We start from the raw sequence: 25,104 nt of genomic DNA, 5'->3' as shown, positions 1-25,104 counted from the left end.
CTGGCAGATGCACGGCCTGACCAATCCGGCGGGATGGGAAAAGGCGATGGGGCCCGAGGGTGCCTTGGAGGCCCTTATTGAAGCGCGTGACGAAGGTTGGGTACGGTTTCTGGGAGTGACTGGCCACGGTAGCAAAGTGCCGGCAATGCATAAACAAAGCTTGGAGCGATTTGATTTCGATACGGTCCAATTGCCGTACAACTATATGATGATGCAGAATCCCCGTTATGCAGCTGACTTCAATGAGTTGGTTGAGATGTGCCGGAATCGCAATGCTGCGGTACAAACCATGAAATCCATTGCTCGGTGGCCGTGTCGGGGTGGTTCCAAGACTTACAATACGTACTTCTATGAACCGTTAGAGACCCAGGATGCCATCGATAAGTCGGTGCAGTGGTCATTGGGCTTTCAGGACAGCTTTCTGATCACAACGGGCGATATGCAGCTTCTGCCCAAGGTGTTGGATGCAGCCAATCGATTCGAAGCACGTCCGTCGGAGGCAGACATGGTCGCGCTCGCGGAGGAATTTGCCATTCAACCGGTCTTCAAGTAGGGAGACCTCTGCAAATAGTAAGAGTGGGCCCGCCCAGATTCGAACTGGAGTCTAAGGCTCCCAAAGCCCCAAGGATTGACCAAACTACCCTACGGGCCCTTCCACGAAAAAGCGTGGTAAGACTATTTAAAGCTCATTCCCCGGAAATCAGTTCTCGAGCTGCCAGTCTAACGGCATCCTCGCTCCCGTAATTGGGCGTCCATCCGGTTGACTTCAGCTTCTCGATGGATAGCTGCATCTTCCTCACGTCCCCCTTCCATCCTCGCCCGTCATCGACGCCGCCCGTCCAATCGTATTCGACCTGCTCCAGATCCAGTTCCCTGGATACTATGTCTGCGATCTTCTTCACGTCGATCGCGTCCACGCTACCGATGTTGTACATCTCCACGGGTTCGGAGAGAACCTTCCATCCATGGACCAGAGCTTGAACACAGTCGGATATGTGACAGTAGGACTTCACGGTCCCGGGCTCCCGTCCGAGTATCTCGAGTTTCGCGGGATCGGCTCTCAGCTTCTCGATGAAATCGTGTATGACGCCATGCGTGCTCCTGGACCCCACCACGTTGGCGAATCGATAGAGGCAGGCTTTCAGGTCGAACGTGTGGCAGTAGGACGAGATGAGAGCCTCGCAGGCCAGTTTCGAGGCGCCGTAGAGCGATATCGGGACGAGCGGGCCGTAGTCCTCGGCGGTAGGTATCTGGCTCGCCTCGCCGTAGACCGTGGAAGTGGACGTGAAGAGCAACTCTTTCACCCCGGTCTTTCTCATCCCTTCGAGCAAACGATAGGTCGCGATGATGTTCTGGTCAAGATGCACGCGGGTGTCCTCGATACCGAGCCTGACATCTGGGTTGGCCGCAAGATGGAAGACGCAGTCGGAATCCCCGATCAGGGGCTCGACGTCGTCGGAGAGTATGTCCGCTTCCTTGAGAGAGAATCTCTCGTTCGACTCCAGATGGCTTATGAATTCCCTTCTTCCGCTGCTGAAGTTGTCGACGACCGCCACATCATTCCCCAAGCGAAGCAGTTCGTCGGCAAGATGGCTCCCGATGAATCCCGCTCCGCCGGTGAGAAGGATTTTCCTGTTCTCAATCTTCATCTTTCTTCCTCCTGTGCGAGTGGTAAAGGTAGACGGCAGCGATAATGAAGCCCACCACTATTAAGATTCCCGCCAGCTGCAGCGCGCCCAGGGCAAGAAGGTCCAGTGTCGGTCTCCCGACCAGATACGCGAGGAGACCCATTGTGAGAGAGCCTATGACGGAGCCCACCGTGACCGCGAACACCATTCTTCGCGGGTCGTAGCCAAGGAGACTGCCGATGATTGTGGCGATGAACCCGCCGCTGAACTGGAGCGGGAAGGCGACATAAGCCGCCAAGAGTGCGTACCCCCTCCTGGTCGGGCCGCCGCCTAGCCTCTTCGTAAAGACATTCTCGATCCGGTCGGTGATTCTCGCAAGGTACTTGGACCTCCTCACGAGGGGGAAGTTCCACACAACGAAGAGCGCTAGTGACACGTCCACACAGGCAACGGATAGGGAGATCGCGACCACCTCCCAGATCCCGACTGAGACGCTTTCCATGAGAAGGAGAACCGCGGCGGGAATCACCAGCTCCCTTCCCAAGGGTCCGATAAGATAGGCGATCATGGAGGCCAGCGCGGCATACATCATCACCGAACCGAGCAGTGCCCACACAAGAACCAATGCAAGGACGGGGAGAAGGATCGGAAGAGCTAGAAACGATAGGCTCGCTCTGATTCCCCTCACGGCGGAACGCGGCGCCTCACCTTGACTGGAGGTAACCGGCGAGTTTCCGGAAGGCGTCTCCTCTGTGCGAGATCTTGTTCTTCTCATCGGTCTCCATCTCTCCGAAGGTCCTCGATTCGCCTTTGGGAACGAATATCGGATCGTACCCGAAGCCTTCTGATCCTCTCGTCCGCTCGGAAATCGTGCCCTCGCACGTCCCGCCGAACGTAACTGCTTCATCATCCACCAAGAGTCCGATGCAACTCTCGAAATGGGCACCTCTCGTCTTCTCTGATTCCATCAGCTTCAGGATGCCATCCATGCCCAAGGTCTTGAACACGTAGGACGAGAAGACCCCGGGGAATCCCCCCAGTGATTCCACGAACAGACCGGAATCCTCGATGATCACATCGCCCTCCACCTTCTGACGCAACCAGTTCAGCCCGAAGAGAACGACCTCCTTCAGCGACTCGCCCTGCATCTCAGGATATTCCATGGAAATCATCTCGATGTCCGTTCCTATCCCCGCCAGGATCCTCTCGGCCTCCTGGAGCTTCCCCTTGTTCGTCGTCACAAAGCGGATCAAGTGTATCTACCCCGCCCCTCAATCACCGTCATTCTCTCCACAATCGCATCGGCCGTCTTGCATTCCTCTCGGTATCCCGCCATGACATGATCGAAGAGGTGGAACCTCTCGGAGTGGGCACTTGAAAAGGCTTCCTTGAGCAGGTGGAGGTCGACCCCTTTGTCCTCGATCCCTTGGCTCTTCCTGCCCAGGCTGAAGTCTATCAGGTAGATGTCACCGTCGGAGACGAGCATGTTGGAGGTCGTCAGGTCACCGTGGATTACATGGTTCGAGTGCAGGATGCCCACGATGGAGCCTATTCTCCTGCACAGGTCCTCAGCCTCAGCGCCAGAGCTTATGATCTCCTTCGCCTGCTTTCCGTCGATGTGTTCCATGATTATCTTGTTCTCCACAATGTCCACATCGTATATTATTGGCACGAAGATCCCCAGTGTGCGGGCCTCGGTCATGAGCTTCACCTCTGTCCTGATCCTCGATGTCCTGAGCCTCTCGTCGAGCGCCGGGATCCTGTAGCCCTTCGGGACCCTGAACTTCTCGACCGCTCTCTTACCTTTCCATGTGATCAGGCGAAGCTGGGCCTCCGCCCCGATTTTGATGAGCATTCGGTTCGGCAAGGGCTTTGGGCATAAAAATGTCATGCCGTTCCGAAGAACTCCCCCACGGCTTTCTCCACGTCCTCCTCACCACCAGAGAGCTCCTTGGGCAGGAATCTCCTGTATCTGCCAGATGTGAACCTCCTGTCCGCGAATACTATCACCGCTCTGTCGGATTCGCTGCGTATGCACCTTCCCGCCGACTGGACGACCTTGTTCATGGCCGGAATGAGGTAGGAATAGTCGAACCCCCTGCTCCTCCCGAATCTGGAGGAGTAGTATCTCCGGAGCGCCTCGTTCTCCACCGTGGGCGGCGTCAGCGGGATTCCGCACATCACGGTGGCGCTGAGTAGGTTGTCGCGGAAATCCACACCCTCGGAAAGAGATCCGCCCATAACCGCCAGGAGGATTCCTCCGTTCGTCCGGACCTCTTTCAAGCGTCTCAGAATGAGGTCCTTATCCTCCTTCGTGGACCCTTGCTTCTCAACGAGCATCTCCTTTCCGCATTCGGTCAGCGTCATCCTCTGTCGGACGCTCTCCATGAACTCGTATGAGGGGAGGAACGCGGCCAGGTTCCCGCGAATAAGGGAGGACACCGTGAGAATCAGGTTCGCGTACGCCTGGTATGTCGCGTCTCCGCGCTGCTTGAAGAGCGTCGTCATCTTCGCGGCGAGGACGATCCGTCGGTTCTCCCGAGGGAAGGGGGAGATGAACGTTCTCACGACGCACCTCGCCTTGGGGATGCCCAGGAGGTCAGAGTAGGTTTCGGCGGGGAAGAGCGTCCCGCTCATGAGAATCGAGGAATGCGCCTTCTCGAAGACCTCGCGGCTTATCATGGAGGGATCCAGGAACAGATAGGAGAGCTCCTTCTCCTCCCCGCTTCGGACTCTGAGAATCGGGTTCCCATTGCCCGCCCATCCGTCCAGGAAGTCCGCGAGTTTGAGAAGCGACGTGCCCCCTGTCCTGGCGAGGACAGCCTCCCCGCTCTTTCTCACACCGCTCAGGAACGAGGCGCCCGAGCGTTCACTGTCCCCCATGGCACCGCGCAACGGGGCGAGTATCGCGTCCTCGCTCACCTCCCTCGTTTCTTCGTCGAACTGCGCCTCGAGTTCCTTGGCGAGAGCCTTCAGGACGCCCGCCAGGCCGCGGTCGATATGTTTCGCCTCCTTCGCGGCTGCCAGAATCTCCTCAGGTCCAGTCTCGCCCCTCAGATGGTCCCTGATCCTCGACGGCAGATTGTGGGCCTCGTCAACTACGACGAGGATGTCCTCCAGCGCTCTCTTCGTCTTTTCCAGTATGATATCGCGCAAGGGGGAGAAGACGTAGTTGTAGTCGCAGATGACGATGTCCGCCTCTGGGAGGCAGTCCATGGCCGTCTTGTGCGGACACCTTCCAAACGCGCGGCAGATCCGGGCGACCTCGTCTATATGCAGGATTCGCCTTCGGACCACGTCCACCAGTGGTTTGGTTGACCGCCGGTAGTAAGGACAGGTCTCCGTGGCGATCCTCGACTCACAGAAGTCCTGGAACGAGGAGGAGTGCCGCGAGCCGGACAAAGGACAGAGCGACTGCTTAGAGATTATGTCAACCGCGATTATCCCTTCTCGGATGTCTGAGATCTTGCGAAGGGTCTCGACCGCTATTCTGTGCTGAGACTGTTTGGATGTGAGGAAGAAGACCAGCAGCCCGTTCTGCAGTGCAACCTCGAGTGATGCGGTTAGCGCCACCGCGGTCTTGCCAAGGCCCGTGGGTGCTTGGGCGAGAAGATGGCGACCCGATGAGAGAGCCTCCCTGGCTTCCTGCAGGAAGCTGTCCTGACCCTTCCTGGGTCTGGGAAACGGGAAGAGATCTACCCCGACATCCGACGATACACAGCATCCCTCTCCGCTCATGCTCTCCACGACCACGGCGACTGAGGTTTAGTATCTTGCGGGTCTGTATCATGAAAATGGACAAGGTCATCGGGAGTCTGGCTCCCCGGAAAATCCTGCACAAAGGGATTCCTCGACGACACATGCCAAGGACAAATCACGGAGAGGCTTCCGAGGGCAGTGATCGCATCGACTATGTGTCTGACGTCGAGAGGGAGAGTTGAATGCACCCCTGCTGGATGGTTTTCATCGATGATAATCAAAAACGAAAGCATAAGTATCGTCCAGAGGATTCTTTCGCATAGCATCCACACTCCCCACTTGTGATACTATGGCAAGCGCGAGCGAGCAGATATGCGGCATATGCGGACTGTCTTCTTCCCCTGCGGAGATGATATGCCCAAGGTGCGGCACGATCTTTCCCGAGAAGGAAGTGGAATGCCATAGCTGCGGGGAGGCGTACGACTCCTACATCGCGATGTGCCCGTCATGCGGCGGGACGCTGGAGGAGGAGCCAACATACGACGCGGGCAGGGGCGAGGCTGTCCATAGGTTCCGACTAATCCCTGGTGTCACAGAGGACATGGCGGGGAAACTATACGACAAGGGGATCAAGTCGTTCTCCGACCTGATCGGGATGAGCCTTCCCCCGGCCGAAAGAAGGCGTGGACTTCACAGGATCATCGCCAGAAGGCTGATGCTCTCCGGACTGATGTTGACGGAGAAGAAGGACAAAGACCAGCTCGCCTGCGCGAGGTGCAAGGGACCACTGGATGCCAATGAGCTCAGGTGCAAGATATGCGGCGCAGCGGCAGGGGCGGCATTCCTTGATCTCCAGGTAAACGGGCAGACACTCAAGCTTGGGGAGTATATGGATGAACTGTACGAGTTCGTTAAGGACACTGTTCACGGGTCAGCGGCCTCCAAGGAGATGCGTTCGGAGATCACAACCGCCATCGCGGAACTGGACGAGACAGAGATCGAGCGGGAGGAGTACAGGAACCAGATAGAGGCCTGGAGGGAGAAGGGATTCGAGGTCTCCAAGCTCGAGAGCCTTCTGAGTGCGGATGTCGAGGAGTTCAAGAAGCATAGCCTCGACATCATAAAGTCTCAGGTGAAGAAGAGGGAGAGCCATGTGCTCCGATGTCCCCTCTGCGACTTCCTTCTCAAGGAGAGCTGGTTCGAGTGCCCGAACTGCGGTGCCAGGTTCAACCTGTAGCCTGAACCGATAGTCTATTAATGGTGAGGGGTCTCTTGCAGGTGTGCCTGGAAGCAACAGCTCTTACCGCGCCACGTACGTCGCCAGACCGCCCACAAGATTAAGGTTCAGCAGAGTCGAGCTCCAACAGATAGGGATCTCGATATTCGTTCTCTCTCTGGCTTTCACGATATTCTTCACCAAGCCATTGCACTATGAGATTGACCCGTTCGAGTTCGCGTTCTATTTCGGCGTCTCCTTGGCCGCGGTCGTCACTGGCTTTGCATTTCATGAGATGGCCCACAAGCTCCTCGCCCAGAAGTACGGGTGCTGGGCGGAGTTCCGCATGAGTTCCTTTGGGCTGCTCTTCGCACTCGCCACGGCGTTGATGGGGTTCATCTTCGCGGCCCCCGGCGCGGTGTATATCAGTGGCCGAATCACGAAGGCGCAGAACGGGAAGATCAGCGTGGCGGGCCCACTGATGAACGCTGCCGTTGGGGGTGCGTTCCTGGCACTGGCGTTCGCCCTTGCCGTCGTTGCGCCGGGGTGGGTCTTCGTTCCTTTGACCATCGCCTTCATCAACCTCATCTTGGGGACGTTCAACATGATTCCATTCCCTCCATTTGACGGCTCAAAGGTCCTCAGCTGGAACATCGGAGTCTATGCTCTGACCGTTGCCATCGTGGGCACTCTGCTCGCTACCGCCTGGTTCTTCGGCCAAATCCTCGTCATTCTCGGACTCTAGGCACCGTGAGTCCTCCGGCCGGCATGACCGCGATAGATGGGTCCTCTCCGAGAGATCGAAGTGCGTGATCGATGGCGGACTGCAGGTCCGAGAACGGGTCCATGAAGATGCTCCTGATGTTCTCTGGCGGTAGAGCCGTTATGGCGAGAATCTGGAACTCCATGGCCATCTCCGCCATCTTCGCTGCCTTGTGCCAGCCGAGCTTGTAGCCTGACTTGAGCTTCTCGATTACGGAGGCTGGATCGTCCTCCCTCGCGATCAGATCGAAGAACTCCCTCTTCCCGATTCCTTCCCTGCATTTCGTAACGAAGACAATCGTTCCCCCCTTCCGGGCGACGAGCTTAGCGTTGTCGAGGGCCTTCTGAGACTGATACAGGTTGATATCCGAGGGCGGCGATGCTGCAGTGATGACGAGGTCGGCGGGCCCCCTCACCGGGACGGAGTTGACCTCGTGAGAGTACTTGACGGCTTCCATGAAGGAATCCGTGATGTCCCCCGCACCGGCGAAGTATATCCTCTTCTGCCCGTCCAGTACGAGGTTGATGGAGAACAGCTTCTCTTGGTCCAGGAATCCGACGGCTTCGACCATGTCCTCGTGGATCGGGTTCCCTTTCAATGACATCGTCCTGGCGGCTGGCTCCAGAGCGAACTTGTGGTTCGCCTCGATCGTCTCGTACGATGAGACCCCGGGGAGGATCGACTTCCTCCCGCCAGAATAGCCAGCGAAGTAGTGTGGTTCTACTGAGTTTATCAGAACGATCTTGTCGAATTCGAGGACTTTCTTGTTAACCCTCACAGGCGTTCCCCGCGATGTGACCCCGAGCTCGACCATCTCGCCGTTCCTGGAGTCGTGGTAGCCGATCCGATCCTTGTATTCGTGGTGGAACTTCCCGAAAATGGAGCCCATCTCGTCCTCGGTCGGGGCCCTGTGAGACCCTGTGGCGATCAGAAACTCGGGCTTCTTGTGACGAAGGATCTCACTCAGCCCCTCCAGCGCCTTTGCGGTGGGAGTCTGCCTTGTCGCATCGTTTACCACGATGAGAAGCTCGCTACTACTGCTCAGGAACTCGGAAAGCGGTGTGAAGGATATCGGGTCCGACATCGCCTCTTTCAGGAGCCCGATCTCATCTTTCGGCGGGACCTCCTTTGGCTCGAGGACGGTCACGTGGGCGCTCTCAGGGATTGCAGCCGAGAGGGTCCCGTCGCCATAAGGGACCTCCACTCTCACTACTATCCCACCTTCTCCCACTTCTTCAGATCGAGAACCTGAGACAGGGTTGAGCCCCTCCGGATCTCCTCGCGAATCCTGTTCTCCCGCTCAAGGACGTCAAGGGCGCGGTTCGCGATCTCCACGGAACCCCTCTTCGGAACGACGACGACACCGGTCCCGTCTCCGACTATCCAGTCACCCGGAGAAACCATCCGCCCGCCACACGAGACCTCGCAGTTGATTTCACCGTGACCTTTGGGCTCGCCAGCGTGGGGGGATATATGTCGCGAGAACACGGGAAAACCCATTTCGATTATCTCATCGATGTCTCTCACCGACCCGTCGATCACGACGCCGGCCACTTCCTTCATCTTGCAGCTCCAAGAGGCCAGTTCGCCCCAGAGCGCGACTCTTCCGCCCCCTGCGTCGATGACTATCACTTCACCCTCCTGCGCGACGTCGATGGCCTCTATAGGCTTCGCCCAGTCACCGTCGACCGTCTTCACCGTGACTGCCCGACCGACCATCTTCGTACCATGCGTTATGCGGGGGACTATGCCTTCCATTGGGCCCCTCCTCTGCATGGCGTCCGCTATGTTGGAAGTGGACACCTTCTCGAAGGCCTCCCTCAGGTCCTCCTCCCCGTACTTCATGTAGAGGTCCGTCTTGACTATCTTCTGTGTCCTGAGGGCCTCCTTTATCGCTTCGGTGGCCTCCTTGACCTTGGCGGCCTTTATAATCGCCCCGCCCACAATGACGACGCTGGCACCGGCCTTCACGGCCTCCGCCACGGTCTCAGAGTTCAGTCCACCCGCCACGGCCACGGGGACCCTCGCAACCTCGCAGACCGCCCTGAGCGTCTCTAGCGGCCCTTTGGCTATCATCTGCTCATCGATGCTGACGTGCACGCAGAGATAGTCGATCCCGAGCTCCTGGACCTCCTTTGTCCTCCGAACGGGATCCTCAACGCCTATCAGGTCCGCCATGATCTCCGACCCATAGCGTCTCGCGGCCTTCACTGATTCCAGGATGGTTGTGTCATCCGCCTGCGCCATGATCACGATTATGTCCGAACCCGCCTTGGATGCGATCTCGACTTCGAATGCTCCAGTGTCCATCGTCTTCATGTCCGCGACGATTCTTTGGCCAGCGAACTCCTTCTTGAGCGCCCTAACCGATTCCATCCCCTCGCTTTTTATCAGCGGCGTTCCCGCCTCCAACCAGTCGACGCCACCCTCAACGGACTCCCTTGCTATCTGAATGGCCCTATCGAGCTGCATCAGGTCAAGCGCGACCTGGAGTCTTGCCTCCTCCGCCATGGTTCAGCAACACACATCACGATTTAAAAACGTATCGTCGACCCCAGCCGTGTTTCTTGGCCTGATATCGACAAGAAAAGAAATATAAGAAGCCTGTATGATAGGGTCTGAGAATGGCACCTAAGGTGGACCTTTCAACCTCAACCCGGGAGAGATGCGTAACAGGTATCCAGGGCTTGGACAACGCTCTGGACGGAGGGATACCGAGAGGGAACACTATCCTCGTAACCGGCAGTTGCGGAACAGGAAAGACGACCCTGAGCCTCGAGTTCCTCGTTCACGGAGCGCTTGACGGCGAGACATGTCTGTTCATATCCGTCACTGAGGCGTCCTCCAAGCTGCTGACGAACATCATTCCGTACGACTTCTTCGAGGAGAGCCTGATAAAGAAGGGAAAGCTCATCTTCGTCGACATGCCGGTCGTCTACGAAAGACTGGGTCTGAATAAGCTGGAGTTCTCGCTGGAAGAGGTGGATGTCCTTGTGAGAGCGGTATCGGACATTGTCAAGGAGATGGACGTGAAGAGGCTCGTCATAGACTCCATAACATCCGTCTGCTACAGGCTCAGGACCCAGGAGAAGATCAGGGACTTCATTCTCAAGATCGGAGCGACGCTGTCCTCGCTTGGCTGTACCAGCGTACTCGTCTCCGAGATATCCCCCGCAGAGGAGAGATACTCTCTTTTCGGCGTCGAAGAGGCAATCGCGGACGGGATCATATTCATGGGCAATCTGGAGAGGAGAGGGGACCTGCTCAGAACACTGCAGGTGGTGAAGATGAGGGGTACCCAGCACTCGCGGACGAAGTATGTCTTGGACCTGACTTCGGCCGGAGTCCTCTTGGTGCCTCTGCTGAAGGGAGGGAGCGTGGCGGGAGGATAGGCTATGAGTGTAACCACCAACGTTGCTGATAAGCTCCTGACCCTGCCCGAGTCGTCGGCGGTCGCGCTGCAGATACGGGCGGAGCACTACTTCGACGTTATCAGGGGAATCCTCGACAACTTCGCTGTCAAGAAGGAGCTGGACAGCATCTACATCACATCGACAATACCGTCGCAATCGATAGTCAACGCACTCCAGGTCCTCGAGATAGACATGTCCGACATCTACTTCGTGGACTGCATATCCCAGATAATGATGAGCCTGGCATCCAAGCATGAACACACCATCTACGTGGAGAGCCCGACAATGCTGGAGAACCTGATGCTCAAGGTCGAGTACCTCATAAAGAGAACAGAGGGGAAGAACGACATCGTCATCCTGGACTCCATCAACTCGCTCGCAATCCACAACAACACGAAGATACTCTCTGAGTTCCTTCACCTTCTCGTCAACAATCTCAGGGCCAAGAAGGCGTACACAGTGATATTCTCCATGGAGGAGTACAGGTCCGAGGATATCTCGAACATGCTCAATATCGTGGTTGACGAGACGATCGTCGCGGCGGGTGAGTAGAATGGACACGGTGACAACAGGAATCCCCGCTCTGGACAAGTCCCTCATGGATGGGATACCCAGGGGCTTCACCCTGCTGGTCGCGGGACCGCCTGGCTCTGGGACAGAGCTCTTCGCGAAGCAGTTCGCGAGCGCGGGGATAGACTCCGAGAACGTCGCTTACTTCACCACGACGGAGAGGGATCTGGACGTTACGTCCACGATGGAGCACTTCGGCTGGAAGTCGAGCATGAAGATAATCAACATCGCTGACCAGTACTACGACAACGTGCTCTCCAAGGAGCTCGAGATAAGCCGCTACCGCCAGGAGGGGATAACGATGAAGGATCTCATGGCTGCCACGAAGGAGAAGGTGGATGACAGGGGCGGGATGAACTTCCTCACCGCCTTGACGTACGAGACGTCCAGACTGGATCCTCCGTTCCGAGTCGTGGTGGACTCGCTGGACTTCTTCCTGGAGTACTACGACCATGTGGACGTCCTTTCCTCCCTGAGGACTATAAAGGGTCACACCCAGCATCAGGAGGGAGTGGCTCTGCTCACACTGTTAACGGGAGTCTATGCTACTCGCACCCAGAGCAGCGTTGAGGAGATAGTAGACTGCTCGATCGAGCTTCAGAGGGAGAGGGTAGAGAACACGTTCAAGAACTACCTTGTCATCAGGAAAGTGAGGAACCATCCAGAGATGACTGGAATCCACGAGTACACCATAACGAAAGAGGGTATCACACCGAAATAACTGGTGCTCGTTCCTGTTATCGATTCTTCAAGCGAAACGTTTATATCGGACAGAGCCTAAAGTAATAGCTGTAGGGTAACCTACAGGAGTGACACAACATGAAGTACATACGAAGGAATGAGAAGGCTGTGTCTCCGGTTATTGCTACCATTCTCATGGTGGCGATTACCGTGGTACTTGCAGCTGTGCTGTACGTGATGGTGTCTGGCCTGATCGGTACTGGCTCTAGCGGTGCGCCGACTATCGACATTATGCAGAAGGGAGTCGGAATTGGTGAATACGAACTTAAAGTGACACCCGACAGAGGAGTAGGATACAGCTCCTATGAGGTATCCGTCCTAATGGACGGAACTGCATGGAGTGGTTTCCCGAAGGCTTTGAGCGCGGGACTCATCGGATCGGGTCCAGCGAATGAGAACCTGACCTACACGGATGTGGCGGGCGTCGATACGCTCACCAAAGGGGACTTCTTCACCTTGGAGGGCTTGTCCTCAGGTTCTACGTACGAACTCTTATTGATCTGGGCAGCCGATGACGGCGTGATAACGAGCGAAATCATCAACGTACCGTAGAGGTCTTAGCACCTCTCTCTTTCTTTTTTTTTCAAGCTAATCCCAGCCGGGATGAGTCAATGAACTCGAGGGGTGTGTCCCCCGTCATAGCGGTGGTGTTATTGATATCCATCACTGTCGTTCTTGCATCCGTCGTATACATCACGGTATCCTCGCTTGTGACCAGCACGCCGAATCCACCGCCGATGATTCTTCTCTCCAAGCTAACCTCGGACCCGGGAACTGCTGCTTTTGAAGTGACTGGGGCACCCGAGAACGCTCTGGCCTCCCGCCTCTTCTCCGTGGTGCTGCCAATCAATAGGACAGTCGACGAGGCGAGCAGAATGGATCCGTTGGAACCGGGAACTGTCGGCAACGTCATATAAATCGACTATGATGGCAAGCTCACGAAGGGAGATAAATTCACAGTCTCTGTGGTCCCCGACACGGACTACGAACTAGCCGTTATATGGAGGAATACGGGAGACAAGAGCTTTGGCGTGTCCTGGTCCGAGCAATAGGCGACTGGATCGGTAAATCTCGCGATGTGGGAACAGTTCAGTAGGGACATCCCATAATGTACAACACAGGGATTGTCCCCACAGGATTCGGGAGAATTAGGATGACGCAGGAAGAGATGCTTCTTTGGGTATTGGTGCTCGTCATAGGAATCCAGGGTGTCTGGCTTGCAGGGCTGACCTTCTTGGTCTTCAGGAGAAGGGCCCGGAAACGGCAAGAAATGGAGTCCGAGGAAGAGGAAGAAGGGACTACCAAGTCCACTTGAACTCCTCTATGGGCAGGGCCACAGCCGTTGTGGACTCCGCAACCCGACCGAACTGAATAGCGAAGTCAGCGGCGGCGGTCGGATCGGGAGCCTCGAAGATTATCAGCACATCGGGCTTACCGAAAAGACCGAGGAACGTCTTGATCTCCACGTTCTCTGGGATCTTGGGATGCTTGCAGAGCCTTGTGGCATCCTCATACTGCCCTGGCATAAGTTTCAAAGTGGTCACAAATAGCATATTCTCAGCCTTATGAAATAATGCGGCTCATAGTATTTTAACCCTAGCTCTCACCTGACAATGAGAACCATCCGGTTGGAGTGCCGGGCAACCTTCTCGGCAACGCTTCCCAGCGTGAAGGTCCCGACCTTGCTGAGTCCCTTCGAGCCTATCACGATCATATCGCACTGGATGTCGGCGGCGATCTTGATTATCTCCTCGGCGACATCGCCCTCCCGGAAGATGCCTATGGCGTCCACGTCCCTCGACTTGAGCTCCTCCACCACGTCGTTGAGGGCCTCCTGCGCCTTCTCGCGGGTGAGCTCGTAGTCGAAGTAGGCGAAGCCGTCAATCTCCTTCGTCGGCAGGACGTAGACGGCCACGAGCTGGTCGCCTTCCTTGAGCATCGACTCGGCTTTCTCCAGGGCCTTTCTGGAGCCCTCGGAACCGTCGTAGGCAACAAGAACATCTCCCACGAGCCCGCGAAAGTGTTCGGAGTATATAACGTAATCAGCCCAGTCACTGTTCCTCAGGGACTGGGGCCCTCTTCACCTTCACCCTCCTCGGGGACACGTGAGCCACTCTGACGACGACCGTGCCTGCCACTCTGTCAGTGAGCCTCTGCCGAGGGTCCCCCTCGGTCGCCATTCCGAGCAGGGTGTCCATCAGGGGGAAGATGTACCAGAAGAACTTGGCTATGCTCCTGAGCATTCCGGAGGACAGGCTCATGGATCCGGCCGTGGAATCCACACGCAGGCTCATGAGCTCCTTCCCAGGTGTCTTGCCGACATACGTCTCGAACAGGGACGAGTACGTGAAAAGGCAAAGGCCTGAGAGCAGACCGAACAGCGCGACGTTCACCGTAGGAACGAACTGAAGGAGTATCCATACTGGGAACGTCACGAGAACGACGTCAACGCCGAACGCAATCACCCTTCTCGCCCAGTGGTCCTGAATGCTCCTGCTATGACCGAGGAGATCAAATCCTGTAACCATGCATCCCACTCTCCCTTCGATTCTCATAAACGGCGAGGATGCTTAAAAATGTTGTCATGCCACTCAGGTCGCCCATCATTCATCAGGATTCAGCGTAGGGCTTTGTCATCATCGTGGCGGTGATAGTACCGCCCTCCATGAACATATCATTTGCGGTGGAAAGAATGTAATACGGAACGACGATGCCCCTTTCGTGAGCATCAGGCTCTATGCTTACGATGCCAAGGCTTGCGATCCTAAGAAGTGCACGGCGAGAAAGCTGGCCAGGATGGACATGATCACGCTCACCAACAGTCCGAAGGGCCTGCCAAGGGGTTGCGTCCTCCTGAACCCGACCTCTGACAGGGCGGTCTCAAGAGAGGATGAGAAGTACGCAGCGAGGAGGGGGCTGGCGGCACTCGACCTCAGCTGGAAGCATCCCGCTTTCCCGGAGGTACGGGGCGCCATAGACAGGGCCCTTCCATACCTAATAGCCGCGAATCCCGTCAACTATGGCAAGCCGTTCCAACTGTCAACAGCGGAGGCCCTGGCCGCCGCCCTCTTCATCATGGGCCACGAGGACCAGAGCCTTGCGGTTCTTAACAAGTTCAAATGGGGTCCCGGTTTCCTGACGCTCAACAAGGAACCGCTCATGCTGTATGCGAAGGCCAAGACCAGCGAGGAGGTTGTCGAGGTCCAGGACGAGTTCATTTGAAGTCTGGCGGGAGAAGGTTGGGGATACCGTCTTCTATCTTGAATGCGTGATCGCACTTTGAACAGAAGAGGTCTCCAGTAACGATCTCGTCTCCCTCCTCGCGCTCGACCTTCAGCTCAAGATCGGACTTGCAGACAGGGCAACATAGTATGTCCATTAGGTCCCTTTTCACTCGCTCACCTTCATGGTGATTTTCCAGACATCTCTTAAAGGCTTCGATGGCAATAAGATTAAGAATACTCCGCCAATAAACCCTACCACGATGGGTGAGCATCCAGTCCTTCCAGATGAGAAGGCGGCAAGAAGGAGATGGTTGAGAAGACTGGAGGACATCGACAATCTGCTCTCCCTTCTCGAGCCGTTCCTTGACAGACCGCTGAAGGACTGCCGTGCGGTGGACCTCGGCTGCGGCCCAGGATCCCTCTCGATTCCCATCGCGATGAGGGTGAGAGACGTCGTCGGCATAGACAATAACGAGAGGCTCATCGGCATGGCGGAGGACTGGGCAGAGAAGGAGAACATCAACAATGCGAGATTCGAGGCCGTCTCCATCTATGACTACGATGGGGCGGGGAGCTTCGATATCGCGATATGCAGCGATGTCATCGAACACGTCCCGGATCAGAGAGGACTGGTCAAGGTGCTCGTGGAGGCCTTGCAGGTCGGTGGTGCGTTCTACATGACCACAAACAACAAGCTCTGGCCCATGGAAGGACACCACAAGCTCCCCTTCCTGTCATATCTTCCGAGAAGCTGGGCGGATCGATACGTGAGGCTGATGGGAAGGGGAAATCGCTTCAGAATCTATCCTCTGACCCTTTCCGAGCTGAAGAGGATACTGGACGAGTTCCCGCTGACGTACGAGCTGCAGCCACCGAGGAATCCCAGAACGATTCTCTACAAGTTCGGGAAGAAGCTCGTCCAAGCGAACGAGGTCTTCTGGAATCTGGCCAATGCCTTCCAAGTGGTGGGGGTGAGGTCGGAATGAGGCTTGACTGGAAGATAGATCAAGATGCCAGAAGTATCTGCTGGAAGGGGCTGATGGACGCACCGAGAGAGATGGTGAAGGACCGCTCGTTCTCTGTGATCCTCGATCTGGGCTCCTCCAACGGCGCTTTTGGGAAGCTCATCTCAATGGACAGGGAGGCGAGGATCATCGGCGTCGACATAAGCCATGGCGCGGCTCCAGCCGAGACAGTGGAGTTCATCCGGGCGGACATCCTCCATCTTCCATTCAAGGACGAATCGTTCGACCTCGTGTCCGCGAGGGCTATCCTGCACCACGTGCCGGATGACGTCGAAAGTGCTGTCAAAGAGGCGGGACGGGTTCTCCGCAGCGGGCAGGTCCTCATATGTCAAGAACCCACATCTGACAATCTCGTTTCCGAGCTAGCGCGTAGGATCTTCCGGACTGTGCTTCACAATCCGTCGGAGAGGGCCTTCTCCTCCGCAAGGCTCAAGCGGGCGGTGTCGAGCAGCCTGACGATGTTGGAGGCAAGATATCACCTCATCTTCGTCTATCTCCTGCCGCACTTGGCGTCCCGGCTCAGCGGCCGCTTGAGGAGGATGCTTCTCGGCCTGAGCAAGCTGTTGGTCCAGGTCGACGAAAGGCTGCTCGCAAAAGGGCGCTTCTGGAGGAGAAGAGCCGCCTACGTCACGGTCTCGGCGGTGAAATCCCCCGCTCAAGAGCCGTAAGGCTTATCTTCACGACCTGCAGATTGCCCAGAGGTCTGCGTGACCCGTCGGGTTGCCAAACCAAGGTAGACTTCCACAGGAAAACAAACATATACAAGAACATCTATGGAACGGGCTACCAGTCCCTCGGTGATACAGGTGACAAAATCAATCCGTGAAGAGGCACGGACTTGGTTCCGGAAGAATTGGTCGAGCATCATAGCCCTGGTGCTCATCTTCGTCCTCGCGGTATACCTGAGAAGTTACTTCGCGTTCGACCTGGCAACGGATACTGGCTTTGTCGTCTCGGGGGGTTCTGACTCGTACTACCACAAGAGGGTGATCGACTACGTCGTCGACACCGGCCACCATCTGGTGGAGGAACCGCTCCTTGCGTACCCCTTCGGAAGCCAGGCCTCTGGTCGTCCGCCAATGTTCGACTGGTCGGTTGCCGTCTCAGGCATGGCGTTGGCGCCGCTGTTCCCGGATGTGGACACGAGCGTCTGGTACTCGTTCATATTCTCAACGGCCCTCTGGGGCGCACTGACCGTGTTCCCGTTGTACTTCCTGACTAAGGGAGCCTTCGGAAGAAAGGCGGCGATGCTGGCGGCCTTCCTGCTCGCGGTCATGCCCGCACACATCCAGAGAAGCCCGCTAACAAACGGCGACCACGACGCATACGTTCTCTTCTTCGTCGTTACGACTTTCTTCTTCTTCATGAGGGCCTTGGGCACACTTCAAGAGAGAAAATGGGTCCGCAACTGGTTCAAGCCAAAGGACATCACGAAGGGGCTCTCGGAGTTCTTCAGGTTGAACCGCGAACCTGTCCTTTACTCCTTCATGGCTGCCATATCCCTCACCGCGATTGCACTTGCGTGGAAGGGGTTCGGTTACGTCGTTGTCATTCTGCTCCTGTACTTCTTCTTCCAGATCCTGCTGAACAAGTTCAGAGGTGTCGATTCCACTGGCATCCTCGTCTGCTTCGCCGTCACAGTGGGCGTAGCCCTCATTCTGTCCATGCCCTGGTATGTCCAGTTCCTGAAGATGGGGGATTTCTCCACGCCGGCGTACATGTTCATTGCCGGTCTCGTCTTCGGCGTGATATTCGTGGTCACCAGGGACTATCCCTGGTCTCTCGTGATGCCTACTTTTTTCGCCGCTTCAGGTATTGCGCTGTTCCTCATGTTCATATTCGTTCCGACAACCGTCTCCACTTTCCTCGCGGGCGCTGGTTACTTCATCAGGACGAAAGCATACGAGACCATTGCTGAAGCCCAGCCACCCACGTTCAGCCAGCAAGCGATGTCGTTCGGGGCGATCACTTATTTCCTCGGACTGTTTGGACTCGCCTACGCTGCCGTGCAGCTCCCGAAGAGGATGAAACCGGACTACCTCTTCATAATCGTGTGGACAGGTGCCGCCATTTTCATGGCATTGTCAGCGGCTAGGTTCATATTCAACGCCGGGCCCGCCTTCGCGGCCGCATCCGCCTGGATCGTCATGTTGGTCATCGATAAACTGGACTTCAAGTCCGCCAAAAAGGTGTACGACAGCCTGAGCGGTAACAAGCTTCACGCCCTGAGAAGGGGCGTCAAGGTCCGACACGTGGTGGGAGTGCTCTTCATAGCCTTCCTCGTGGTCCTGCCGAACGTCTGGTACGGTGTGGATGCGTCCATACCTTTCGAAGACAAGAGGAGGCTTGATGAAGAGATCTACGATTCCACGCCGTACTTCATGCAACCCGAGCACTACAGTGCACCGTGGTTCTTGGGTGCGTTCGGATACTCCTTGCCGCTCAGCAACAGATACTGGCCCGCTGCTTGGGACTGGCTCGAGAAGCAGGATGAGGACATACTCCCGTACGAGGACAGACCGGCGTTCCTGAGCTGGTGGGACTACGGTTTCGAGGCCGTCCAGGAGGGCAAACACCCGACGGTTGCGGACAACTTCCTCCACGGGTACCCCACGGCGGGCAATTTCATAGCGGCCCAAGATGAGAACACAGCGATCGCGTACCTTTCCACACAGCTTATTCAGGGCGACTACGCGGAGCATGGCAGACAGCTCGGTCCCGAGATCAGGGCGATACTCGAGACGCACGGCCTCAACCCGGACGAGGTGGAGATGGTGCTGCGCTATCCGACGATCTACATAGACGAGATCGTCAGGGACCCGGACCGCTTCGGACCCAGGGACGACGTCATCCAGGCACAGAACGCGCTGCTCATCTACATGAAGCAGCTTCTCATAGAGCAGCTCGACACGGATGAGCAGGCGGACTTGTACTTGGACATCATCGACGCCACTGGGAAGTCCATTAGGTACTTCTCCGTCGACTCGAGGATGTTCCCCTTCAGCGGGGGCAATCCGGGCATCTTCTACGCGCCGATCAAGCTCTCGGACCACAGGATCAAGGATTACGAGGTGCGACCTGATGTTCCCATTGACTTCTTCGATCTCATCTGCGTGGATTCCAGAGGAATGGGGCACAACTGCGACGAGGTGACCGCGGCCCAGGGCGTTTCCAGCTTCGAGATCGTCTACAAGGACATGTTCTGGGACAGCATGTTCTACCGGGCATACATAGGGTACAGCGCGAAGGACCTCGGCGAGGACAGGGAGGGCATTCCAGGGCTCTCGGGCGAGTACATGAACTCCATGCCACTGCACGGCTGGGGACTGAAGCACTTCAAGATGGTATACCGAACCGCCTACTACAATCCGTATCCCCCAGATCAGTATCAGAACCACACGGACGCTTGGACCGCGGTGAACTTCGATGATGCTCTGAGATACCAGGAGGAGATCCAGGTGGGTCTTAGGCAGGGCGTTGTGGATCTCAGTTCCAGGTCAGGACTGACAAGCGGTGTTGTGTTCCTGAAGTACTACCACGGAGCCATTGTGAGCGGCACCGTGACCGTGGACGGAGAAACGCCGCTCAGCGGCATCCGGGTCACTGTCAGGGATGAATACAGCGTTCCCCACTACGTGTCGCATACGGACTCGAACGGCAACTATCAGGTCCTCGTACCGTTCGGGGATATCGACTTGGTCGCATCCACCGGAACATCGAACAACATGACGATGATCGGAGAGACCGTCCTGAATACGACGACGATCTCCGTCACGGACGCGCAGGCGATGAGGATGCCCAACGACATGGACGGAGACGGAGAACTGGACTTCTACATCACGGAGAACATCGTCGTCGATGGCGGCGGCCTCACGGGATCGGTCTTCATCGACGAGAACGAGAACACATTCTCAGAGTCGTACGAGCCGAGGATAGCAAATGCGGAGCTCGTATTCATTCACGTGAACACGGGTAAGGAGGTCAGGGCCACGACGAATGAGAATGGCTTCTACAAGATGACGGGAGCCTTCCCTGGAGAATACGGGCTCATCGTCGTGACTCCGGACAGGACCCTTGGTCCGTACTATATGAACGTGACGGCAGGGGAGACGAAGCTTACAAACGTCCCAGTGCAACCCTCGAGCATCGGCGGGCTGGTGAGATTCGAGGACGGCACCCCCGCAGAGGACACAACGGTCGTCCTCTTGGACGAGCACAATGGGACGGAGATAGGGCAGATGTCCGGATTGAATGGCGTTTTCGAGTTCACCTCCCTCCTTCCTGGCAACTTCACCATACTTGCAGAGAGAGGAGAATACAGGAGCCTGCCGCTTAGACTCAGGATATTGGACGAGGGCGACAGTAGAATCAGGAATGTGACGCTCCTACCCAGCGGAGATGTGAAGGGCAGGAGTCGAGAGTTCGGGAACGCGATATCCAATGTTGCCATCGTATTCAGGAGTCTCAGACATCAGACGTTCGACGTCTTCGTGAGGACGGACGAGGGCGGGTTCTACGAGGTCGATCTACCTGAGGGTGACTACCTGGTATACTCTCTTCACGACATAGAAGGGCAGAAGCTCGTCCACATGAGGGGGCTGACCGTTCGCAGGGGGGAGACCACTCTCTACGACGTCAACTTGGAGAACGCGATCGAGGTCTCGGGGAACGTCATCGACGGCGCGAACGACGTCCCGCAGAACCAGATTAGGATCTACTTCGGCACAGGCGACGCTAGAATTGTGGTGATCACGGACGCCAAGGGGGACTACTCCCTCTATATTCCAAAGGGAGAGTACAGCATCTGGGTCAGCCAGCAGAACTTCGTTCATCTGGAGAAGAGGCAGCTCACCTCGGACACAACGATAGACATTCGCCTCCAGACGAGCGTTTCTGTGACGAACACGCTCTATGAGGACAAGAACGCCAACGACGTGTACGACATCGGCGAGGGGATAGAGGACGTCGAGGTCGCCATAACCGACTCGATGGGAGCGACGGTCAAGTTCCTCACCGACGGCGCGGGGAAGTTCACGGGCCCGCTTCCCGAAGCTGGCCAATACATCGTCGTTTTCTCGAAGAGGGGCTACTCGAGCAAACAGATCGGACCTGCGAGCGTTGCGGACATCAACCAATACGGGGCAATACAGCTCATCTCGCTGTTCGTTGGCGTTCAGGGATCCGTCTTGATGAACGGGGAGATCTTCACCGACCAGACGCTCGAAGTGAGATTCGAATCCACTGGCGATGGTGCCGTTTCTGATGAGATCCTCACATCCCAGGGAGAGCTCCAACTGTCCCTTAGGCCTGGGGAATACGATGTAGTCATAGACGAGCCCGTTGGCGGGTCAGAGGTGGAGAGATATCAGCTGGTCCTCCCGATGGAGCTCAAGCTGGAGCCCACCGACCGCCCGGTCCAAATAGAGCTCTCGATCACGAACAAGTTCCTTGTCTCGGGGAACGTCACGCTTGAAGGGATTCAGGTCTCCTCGAGCATCACGATATCGGGCACGCAGAGCGATTTCGCGGAGCTCCCGAGCGGAGAGTTCTCACTCTACTTACCGGAAGGCGAATACACCATCGTCGCCCAGAAGGACATCAACGGGACCGAGTTCATGAGCGTCAAATCGATTGTCATCTCCGATCCGTTGACGCTGGACATGGAGCTTCATCCTAAGACTAACGTGACTGGAAGGGTGTTCTACAACGGCAGTGAACACTTGACAAGATTGAACATAAGCTTCTTGTCTGAGAGCGGTGATATGATAGATAGAGTGGGCACGACCGCCGCAATGTATTTTGTAGATCTCCCACCTGGGAGGTTCGTCGTAGAGATTGATCACCCCGAAAACGCCACTATCGACGGGCTGTTCAAGTTCGTGCGATACCAGTTCTCGGAGACTCTTCTTATCACCGAGGGACTTCCCGAGAGGACGTACAATATCAACCTGGTCAGGGTGTTCGACAACGTGACGGTCTCAGGAACCATTCTTCATCAGGGCCAGGGTGTCGACGCTGAGGCGACGATATCAGCTGATTCGCAGACTGCCATGGACACAACCGTCCAGTCACAATCCGATGGCACGTTCAGCCTGACGCTGGCTCCCGGACAGTACAGCATATACATCCACAAGAAGGAGGGCCATCTCGTCTTCCTCGGTCGCTTCGAGATAGTGCATGGAGAGGACAGGGAGTTCGAGTTCGAGCTGACGGAATCGTACAGGGTCTCGGGCACGGCAAGCTATCGGGACGGGCTCCGTCAGAAGACGTACGTCTACGTCCTAGGAGAGGGGAGCTACAACCTCGAGTCGGACGACAATGGCTACTTCGAGGTCTACCTGCCTCCGAGCCCCTACGAGATCAACGCGTACACGGAGGACTACGAGGGAGAGAAGCTGATAACGTACAGCGCGATGCAAAACCTGGATGTCTTCGGAAACGAGGTCGTTTCCCTCAAGCTCGAAAAGGAAATCGTCAGGGGCGTCGATATCGCGTGGGACTCGGGCCAGAAGAGGAAGATCGGCGGAGGAGAAAGCGTAACATACACAATCACAATCGAGAACACTGGCAACGTTCCCGACGAATTCGAGATGACGGGTGTCCCGCCCCGCGACGGATGGACATTCAAGTTCAACCCATCGAAGATCTCACTCGGGACGGGAGAGCAAGCCCATGGCTCATTTGAGGTCACGGTCACCGCTCCTGCGGACGCTCTTATCGAGCACGGCCCAGTGAAGATCCTGGCGACATCGGCCAACGACGCTGACAAGACGGACGAGGTCACGGTCGAGATAGAGATCAAGCAGTTCTGGGGGATAGCCCTGGAGATCTCCTCCGATGTACCAGTCTACGACGGCACGTACCTGGACATCCTCGTGAACCTCACCAACTCCGGCAACGGTCCCGACTCGTACTTCATAGAGATAACGAACGTCCAGCCGATTGAGAACGAGGGGTGGGAGGTCGGACTGAGAAACCAGACATCGCAGCACACGGCCGCGTCATTGGTTGGTTTCGAGGTTCCCGCCAATTCGACTTCCACGTTCGGTCTCAGGCTCATACCGGCGAGAAAACTGCTGAACCAGACCGTGAGCATAACCGCTCACTCCCATGATAACTGGGGCAATGATGAGTCCATCGACATCGAAGTGGCATCACCGACCGCCCAGGTCGTTGGCGAGAACATGTTCGCCGAAGGCCCAAACGCTCACACCGAACCTCTGGAAGACTATGTGAGCTACCTCCTCGTGGGCGTAATCGTCGCTGCCCTTGTCGTCGCACTCGCTTTTGTGAGAAGGAGGAGAAGGAAGTGAAGCGGGTTGTTCTTGCTTTCCTGATTATGTCCTCGCTCCTTGTGCTGGTGCCGAGCGCTGCCTCGCAGGACGTCATCGTCGATGTTGAAGGCCCCAGGATCATGCCCATCGGCGGCAAGGCGCAGTTCAACATCACCGCTGCAGGCGGCCCCGGGGAACAAGGCGGGAACTACAATATCACGGCCTTCCTCCTCGCGGACAACTTGACAGGCGCAGACCCTTCACCGGGGAAGGTTTTCAGAAATCTCACGACTGAGCCACATTGGGAGATAAATATCACCGTGCCCTATGCGGCGCAGACCGTGACCTTCGTTATCAACGTCACGTCGAGCCTTGAGAACGAGACCGACTTCAAACTCGTGAAGACCAAGATAAGGGTCGTTGGCCCCATCGTCCTCAGCGCGGAGATCTTCAACCCGCTGGAATACGAGCTGAAAGGAGTTCCCGTGGACTTCTATGTGAGAAAGCCGAGCGAGACAGAGGACCGGCTCGTGGGAAGTTCCACGATAGAATCCATTGCTCCCGGAAAGAGCGAATACGCCTCGTTCGACTGGATAATCGCAGACCCTGAAGAAGGGCAGTACACGCTCACCGTCGTCGTCGACTTGGACAGGGACGGTACGATCGATGAGAACGCAGGGGATTCGGTCGCCATCTCATACTTCTACGTTGGGGGCGGAGTGAACTACATCACTTGGATACTCGTGGCTCTCATCGTCGCACTGGCCTTGCTGGCCGCGATGTGGCTGATTTCGAAGCCCAAGAGAAGGCCCTAGAGCTTGTCCAAGAGGTCGTCCATCTTTTCTTCTAGCGACTTCCCGTAGGTGGCCACGGCCACCTCTCCCCTCGTCTTCTCAAGCAGCCTCCGGGCGATGTCCTGCTTCCTCTTTATGGCGAGAAGCCCAGATGGGAAGTCGAACCTCATGAGCACCGTGAATATCTCCTCCATCTGCTGGAGGTGCTTGTTGGCGGCGTCGGCGTCTCCCCTCTTCAAGGCATCCAGCGTGATCCGTCTGAGCTCACCGACGACGTCCCCGAAGCCCATCAGATAGGCCTTGTCCGTCACCTCGAGGTCGCTCGGTGTGGGCAGGGGCTTGTTCTCGACTATCGAATGCAGGATGCTCACCTCCGCGAGCTCCTGATGAGCGTTCTCTATGTACCCGGCATAATAGATGTCAAGATGGTCCCGAAGAGCAGACGAGAGCTCTCCGTTCCGGTCACGCACCTCCCGCAGGAGGTCTATCATGTCCTCGCCGCGATGGATCCGCCTGACCGCCTCGCCAGCCAGTCTCGCAATCGTCCTGGATGATTTCAGGGCGAGTTCCCGCACGGCGTCCTTCTCGTCCAGTCTGGCCTCCATCCCCTCAATGATCCCCTCGAGGTTCTCCATGCTCATGGCAATCGCTCACGGGCATAAGTCTTTTTGTCTTTCGGGAACCGAACGATATTTTGATTTAGGGGTATCTCATTAGCTGGCTTGCTTCTTAAGCGGGAGGAGGTTATGCGTATGAA

General features: G+C 56.6%; 26 protein-coding genes and 1 tRNA gene. 14 read left to right on the top strand and 13 right to left on the bottom strand.

Features of this window, described 5'->3' with window-relative positions:
* Nucleotides 1–553, top strand: a 553-nt coding sequence (locus LN415_01710) for an aldo/keto reductase (GenBank protein MCJ2555810.1), incomplete at its 5' end; no start/stop codon positions are given.
* Between the two features lie 24 nt (nucleotides 554–577).
* On the opposite strand, the gene LN415_01705 is transcribed toward LN415_01710, so the two are convergent.
* The 6 genes from LN415_01705 to LN415_01680 all read right to left on the bottom strand — a co-directional run bounded on the left by LN415_01705 (nucleotide 578) and on the right by LN415_01680 (nucleotide 5,366).
* A tRNA-Pro gene (locus tag LN415_01705) sits at nucleotides 578–652 on the bottom strand.
* A 34-nt stretch (nucleotides 653–686) separates the two neighbouring features.
* Nucleotides 687–1,649 carry an NAD-dependent epimerase/dehydratase family protein gene (locus tag LN415_01700; protein MCJ2555809.1) on the bottom strand — a complete coding sequence of 321 codons (963 nt, stop codon included), beginning with the start codon at nucleotides 1,647–1,649 and terminating at the stop codon, nucleotides 687–689.
* Nucleotides 1,639–2,316, bottom strand: a complete 678-nt coding sequence (locus LN415_01695) for a small multi-drug export protein (GenBank protein ID MCJ2555808.1) — start codon at nucleotides 2,314–2,316, stop codon at nucleotides 1,639–1,641. The genes LN415_01700 and LN415_01695 overlap by 11 nt, the downstream gene beginning before the upstream one ends.
* Nucleotides 2,317–2,332: 16 nt before the next feature.
* A complete protein-coding gene (locus LN415_01690; protein MCJ2555807.1) occupies nucleotides 2,333–2,881 on the bottom strand; it encodes an XTP/dITP diphosphatase in 549 nt (182 codons plus the stop codon).
* Nucleotides 2,878–3,483: a Kae1-associated serine/threonine protein kinase gene (locus tag LN415_01685; GenBank protein ID MCJ2555806.1), complete on the bottom strand. Its 606-nt coding sequence runs from the start codon at nucleotides 3,481–3,483 to the stop codon at nucleotides 2,878–2,880. The genes LN415_01690 and LN415_01685 overlap by 4 nt, the downstream gene beginning before the upstream one ends.
* Nucleotides 3,484–3,515: 32 nt before the next feature.
* Complete coding sequence (locus LN415_01680; protein MCJ2555805.1) at nucleotides 3,516–5,366, bottom strand: ATP-dependent DNA helicase; 1,851 nt, start codon at nucleotides 5,364–5,366, stop codon at nucleotides 3,516–3,518.
* A 310-nt stretch (nucleotides 5,367–5,676) separates the two neighbouring features.
* Between LN415_01680 and LN415_01675 the strand changes: the two genes are divergently transcribed.
* Entirely contained in the window at nucleotides 5,677–6,564 is an 888-nt protein-coding gene (locus LN415_01675; protein MCJ2555804.1) for a hypothetical protein, read from the top strand.
* 43 nt (nucleotides 6,565–6,607) lie between these two features.
* On the top strand, nucleotides 6,608–7,288 hold the full coding sequence (locus LN415_01670; protein ID MCJ2555803.1) for a site-2 protease family protein: 681 nt from the start codon (nucleotides 6,608–6,610) through the stop codon (nucleotides 7,286–7,288).
* On the opposite strand, the gene larA is transcribed toward LN415_01670, so the two are convergent.
* Entirely contained in the window at nucleotides 7,272–8,516 is a 1,245-nt protein-coding gene (larA, locus tag LN415_01665) for a nickel-dependent lactate racemase (protein MCJ2555802.1), read from the bottom strand. The genes LN415_01670 and larA overlap by 17 nt on opposite strands.
* Before the next feature lie 2 nt (nucleotides 8,517–8,518).
* Entirely contained in the window at nucleotides 8,519–9,817 is a 1,299-nt protein-coding gene (locus tag LN415_01660) for an orotidine 5'-phosphate decarboxylase (GenBank protein MCJ2555801.1), read from the bottom strand.
* Between the two features lie 113 nt (nucleotides 9,818–9,930).
* On the opposite strand from LN415_01660, the gene LN415_01655 reads away from it, so the two are divergent.
* The 6 genes from LN415_01655 (at nucleotide 9,931) to LN415_01630 (ending at nucleotide 13,345) form a co-directional block, all read left to right on the top strand.
* Nucleotides 9,931–10,698 (top strand): AAA family ATPase, encoded by a 768-nt coding sequence (locus tag LN415_01655; GenBank protein MCJ2555800.1) that lies wholly within the window; start codon nucleotides 9,931–9,933, stop codon nucleotides 10,696–10,698.
* 3 nt (nucleotides 10,699–10,701) lie between these two features.
* Nucleotides 10,702–11,271, top strand: a complete 570-nt coding sequence (locus LN415_01650; protein MCJ2555799.1) for a hypothetical protein — start codon at nucleotides 10,702–10,704, stop codon at nucleotides 11,269–11,271.
* A 1-nt stretch (nucleotide 11,272) separates the two neighbouring features.
* Entirely contained in the window at nucleotides 11,273–12,010 is a 738-nt protein-coding gene (locus tag LN415_01645; GenBank protein ID MCJ2555798.1) for an RAD55 family ATPase, read from the top strand.
* Nucleotides 12,011–12,108: 98 nt separating this feature from the next.
* On the top strand, nucleotides 12,109–12,582 hold the full coding sequence (locus LN415_01640) for a type IV pilin (protein MCJ2555797.1): 474 nt from the start codon (nucleotides 12,109–12,111) through the stop codon (nucleotides 12,580–12,582).
* Between the two features lie 59 nt (nucleotides 12,583–12,641).
* A complete protein-coding gene (locus LN415_01635; GenBank protein ID MCJ2555796.1) occupies nucleotides 12,642–12,947 on the top strand; it encodes a type IV pilin in 306 nt (101 codons plus the stop codon).
* A gap of 236 nt (nucleotides 12,948–13,183) precedes the next feature.
* A complete protein-coding gene (locus LN415_01630) occupies nucleotides 13,184–13,345 on the top strand; it encodes a hypothetical protein (GenBank protein ID MCJ2555795.1) in 162 nt (53 codons plus the stop codon).
* Here the strand turns inward: LN415_01630 and LN415_01625 are convergent.
* The 3 genes from LN415_01625 to LN415_01615 form a co-directional block, all read right to left on the bottom strand.
* Nucleotides 13,329–13,565 carry a GYD domain-containing protein gene (locus tag LN415_01625; GenBank protein ID MCJ2555794.1) on the bottom strand — a complete coding sequence of 79 codons (237 nt, stop codon included), beginning with the start codon at nucleotides 13,563–13,565 and terminating at the stop codon, nucleotides 13,329–13,331. The two genes, LN415_01630 and LN415_01625, sit on opposite strands and share 17 nt — an antisense overlap.
* Before the next feature lie 68 nt (nucleotides 13,566–13,633).
* Nucleotides 13,634–14,038 (bottom strand): universal stress protein, encoded by a 405-nt coding sequence (locus LN415_01620; protein MCJ2555793.1) that lies wholly within the window; start codon nucleotides 14,036–14,038, stop codon nucleotides 13,634–13,636.
* A 43-nt stretch (nucleotides 14,039–14,081) separates the two neighbouring features.
* Nucleotides 14,082–14,558, bottom strand: a complete 477-nt coding sequence (locus LN415_01615) for an RDD family protein (GenBank protein ID MCJ2555792.1) — start codon at nucleotides 14,556–14,558, stop codon at nucleotides 14,082–14,084.
* Nucleotides 14,559–14,751: 193 nt separating this feature from the next.
* Between LN415_01615 and LN415_01610 the strand changes: the two genes are divergently transcribed.
* On the top strand, nucleotides 14,752–15,252 hold the full coding sequence (locus tag LN415_01610) for a DUF367 family protein (protein ID MCJ2555791.1): 501 nt from the start codon (nucleotides 14,752–14,754) through the stop codon (nucleotides 15,250–15,252).
* Here LN415_01610 and LN415_01605 read toward each other — a convergent pair.
* Nucleotides 15,245–15,424, bottom strand: coding sequence for a methytransferase partner Trm112 (locus tag LN415_01605; GenBank protein ID MCJ2555790.1), 180 nt, complete (start codon nucleotides 15,422–15,424; stop codon nucleotides 15,245–15,247). The two genes, LN415_01610 and LN415_01605, sit on opposite strands and share 8 nt — an antisense overlap.
* A 90-nt stretch (nucleotides 15,425–15,514) precedes the next feature.
* On the opposite strand from LN415_01605, the gene LN415_01600 reads away from it, so the two are divergent.
* The 4 genes from LN415_01600 (at nucleotide 15,515) to LN415_01585 (ending at nucleotide 24,368) form a co-directional block, all read left to right on the top strand.
* The gene (locus LN415_01600) at nucleotides 15,515–16,240 is read left to right on the top strand and encodes a class I SAM-dependent methyltransferase (GenBank protein ID MCJ2555789.1); all 726 of its coding nucleotides are present in this window, start codon (nucleotides 15,515–15,517) and stop codon (nucleotides 16,238–16,240) included.
* Nucleotides 16,237–16,947: a class I SAM-dependent methyltransferase gene (locus tag LN415_01595; protein ID MCJ2555788.1), complete on the top strand. Its 711-nt coding sequence runs from the start codon at nucleotides 16,237–16,239 to the stop codon at nucleotides 16,945–16,947. Before LN415_01600 ends, LN415_01595 begins: the two co-directional genes overlap by 4 nt.
* A 138-nt stretch (nucleotides 16,948–17,085) precedes the next feature.
* A complete protein-coding gene (locus tag LN415_01590; GenBank protein ID MCJ2555787.1) occupies nucleotides 17,086–23,592 on the top strand; it encodes a glycosyltransferase family 39 protein in 6,507 nt (2,168 codons plus the stop codon).
* On the top strand, nucleotides 23,589–24,368 hold the full coding sequence (locus LN415_01585; GenBank protein ID MCJ2555786.1) for a hypothetical protein: 780 nt from the start codon (nucleotides 23,589–23,591) through the stop codon (nucleotides 24,366–24,368). The genes LN415_01590 and LN415_01585 overlap by 4 nt, the downstream gene beginning before the upstream one ends.
* Here the strand turns inward: LN415_01585 and LN415_01580 are convergent.
* Nucleotides 24,365–24,988 (bottom strand): translin family protein, encoded by a 624-nt coding sequence (locus LN415_01580; GenBank protein MCJ2555785.1) that lies wholly within the window; start codon nucleotides 24,986–24,988, stop codon nucleotides 24,365–24,367. The genes LN415_01585 and LN415_01580 overlap by 4 nt on opposite strands.
* Between the last annotated feature and the right edge of the window lie 116 nt (nucleotides 24,989–25,104).

It is taken from the genome of Candidatus Thermoplasmatota archaeon, from assembly GCA_022848865.1.
In the GTDB taxonomy this organism is placed as follows: Archaea; Thermoplasmatota; Thermoplasmata; order RBG-16-68-12; family JAGMCJ01; genus JAGMCJ01.
Note: the sequence above shows the minus strand (reverse complement) of the source record. Positions and strands in the feature narration are given on the sequence as shown.

Excerpts from the sequence above, each read along its gene's own strand:
- LN415_01700 (MCJ2555809.1), bottom strand. The coding sequence starts at position 1,649 with ATGAAGATTGAGAACAGGAAAATCCTTCTCACCGGCGGAGCGGGATTC.
- LN415_01685 (MCJ2555806.1), bottom strand. The coding sequence starts at position 3,483 with ATGCTCATCAAAATCGGGGCGGAGGCCCAGCTTCGCCTGATCACATGG.
- LN415_01680 (MCJ2555805.1), bottom strand. The coding sequence starts at position 5,366 with ATGAGCGGAGAGGGATGCTGTGTATCGTCGGATGTCGGGGTAGATCTC.
- LN415_01675 (MCJ2555804.1), top strand. The coding sequence starts at position 5,677 with ATGGCAAGCGCGAGCGAGCAGATATGCGGCATATGCGGACTGTCTTCT.
- LN415_01660 (MCJ2555801.1), bottom strand. The coding sequence starts at position 9,817 with ATGGCGGAGGAGGCAAGACTCCAGGTCGCGCTTGACCTGATGCAGCTC.
- LN415_01655 (MCJ2555800.1), top strand. The coding sequence starts at position 9,931 with ATGGCACCTAAGGTGGACCTTTCAACCTCAACCCGGGAGAGATGCGTA.
- LN415_01650 (MCJ2555799.1), top strand. The coding sequence starts at position 10,702 with ATGAGTGTAACCACCAACGTTGCTGATAAGCTCCTGACCCTGCCCGAG.
- LN415_01645 (MCJ2555798.1), top strand. The coding sequence starts at position 11,273 with ATGGACACGGTGACAACAGGAATCCCCGCTCTGGACAAGTCCCTCATG.
- LN415_01640 (MCJ2555797.1), top strand. The coding sequence starts at position 12,109 with ATGAAGTACATACGAAGGAATGAGAAGGCTGTGTCTCCGGTTATTGCT.
- LN415_01635 (MCJ2555796.1), top strand. The coding sequence starts at position 12,642 with ATGAACTCGAGGGGTGTGTCCCCCGTCATAGCGGTGGTGTTATTGATA.
- LN415_01630 (MCJ2555795.1), top strand. The coding sequence starts at position 13,184 with ATGACGCAGGAAGAGATGCTTCTTTGGGTATTGGTGCTCGTCATAGGA.
- LN415_01615 (MCJ2555792.1), bottom strand. The coding sequence starts at position 14,558 with ATGGTTACAGGATTTGATCTCCTCGGTCATAGCAGGAGCATTCAGGAC.
- LN415_01600 (MCJ2555789.1), top strand. The coding sequence starts at position 15,515 with ATGGGTGAGCATCCAGTCCTTCCAGATGAGAAGGCGGCAAGAAGGAGA.
- LN415_01595 (MCJ2555788.1), top strand. The coding sequence starts at position 16,237 with ATGAGGCTTGACTGGAAGATAGATCAAGATGCCAGAAGTATCTGCTGG.
- LN415_01580 (MCJ2555785.1), bottom strand. The coding sequence starts at position 24,988 with ATGAGCATGGAGAACCTCGAGGGGATCATTGAGGGGATGGAGGCCAGA.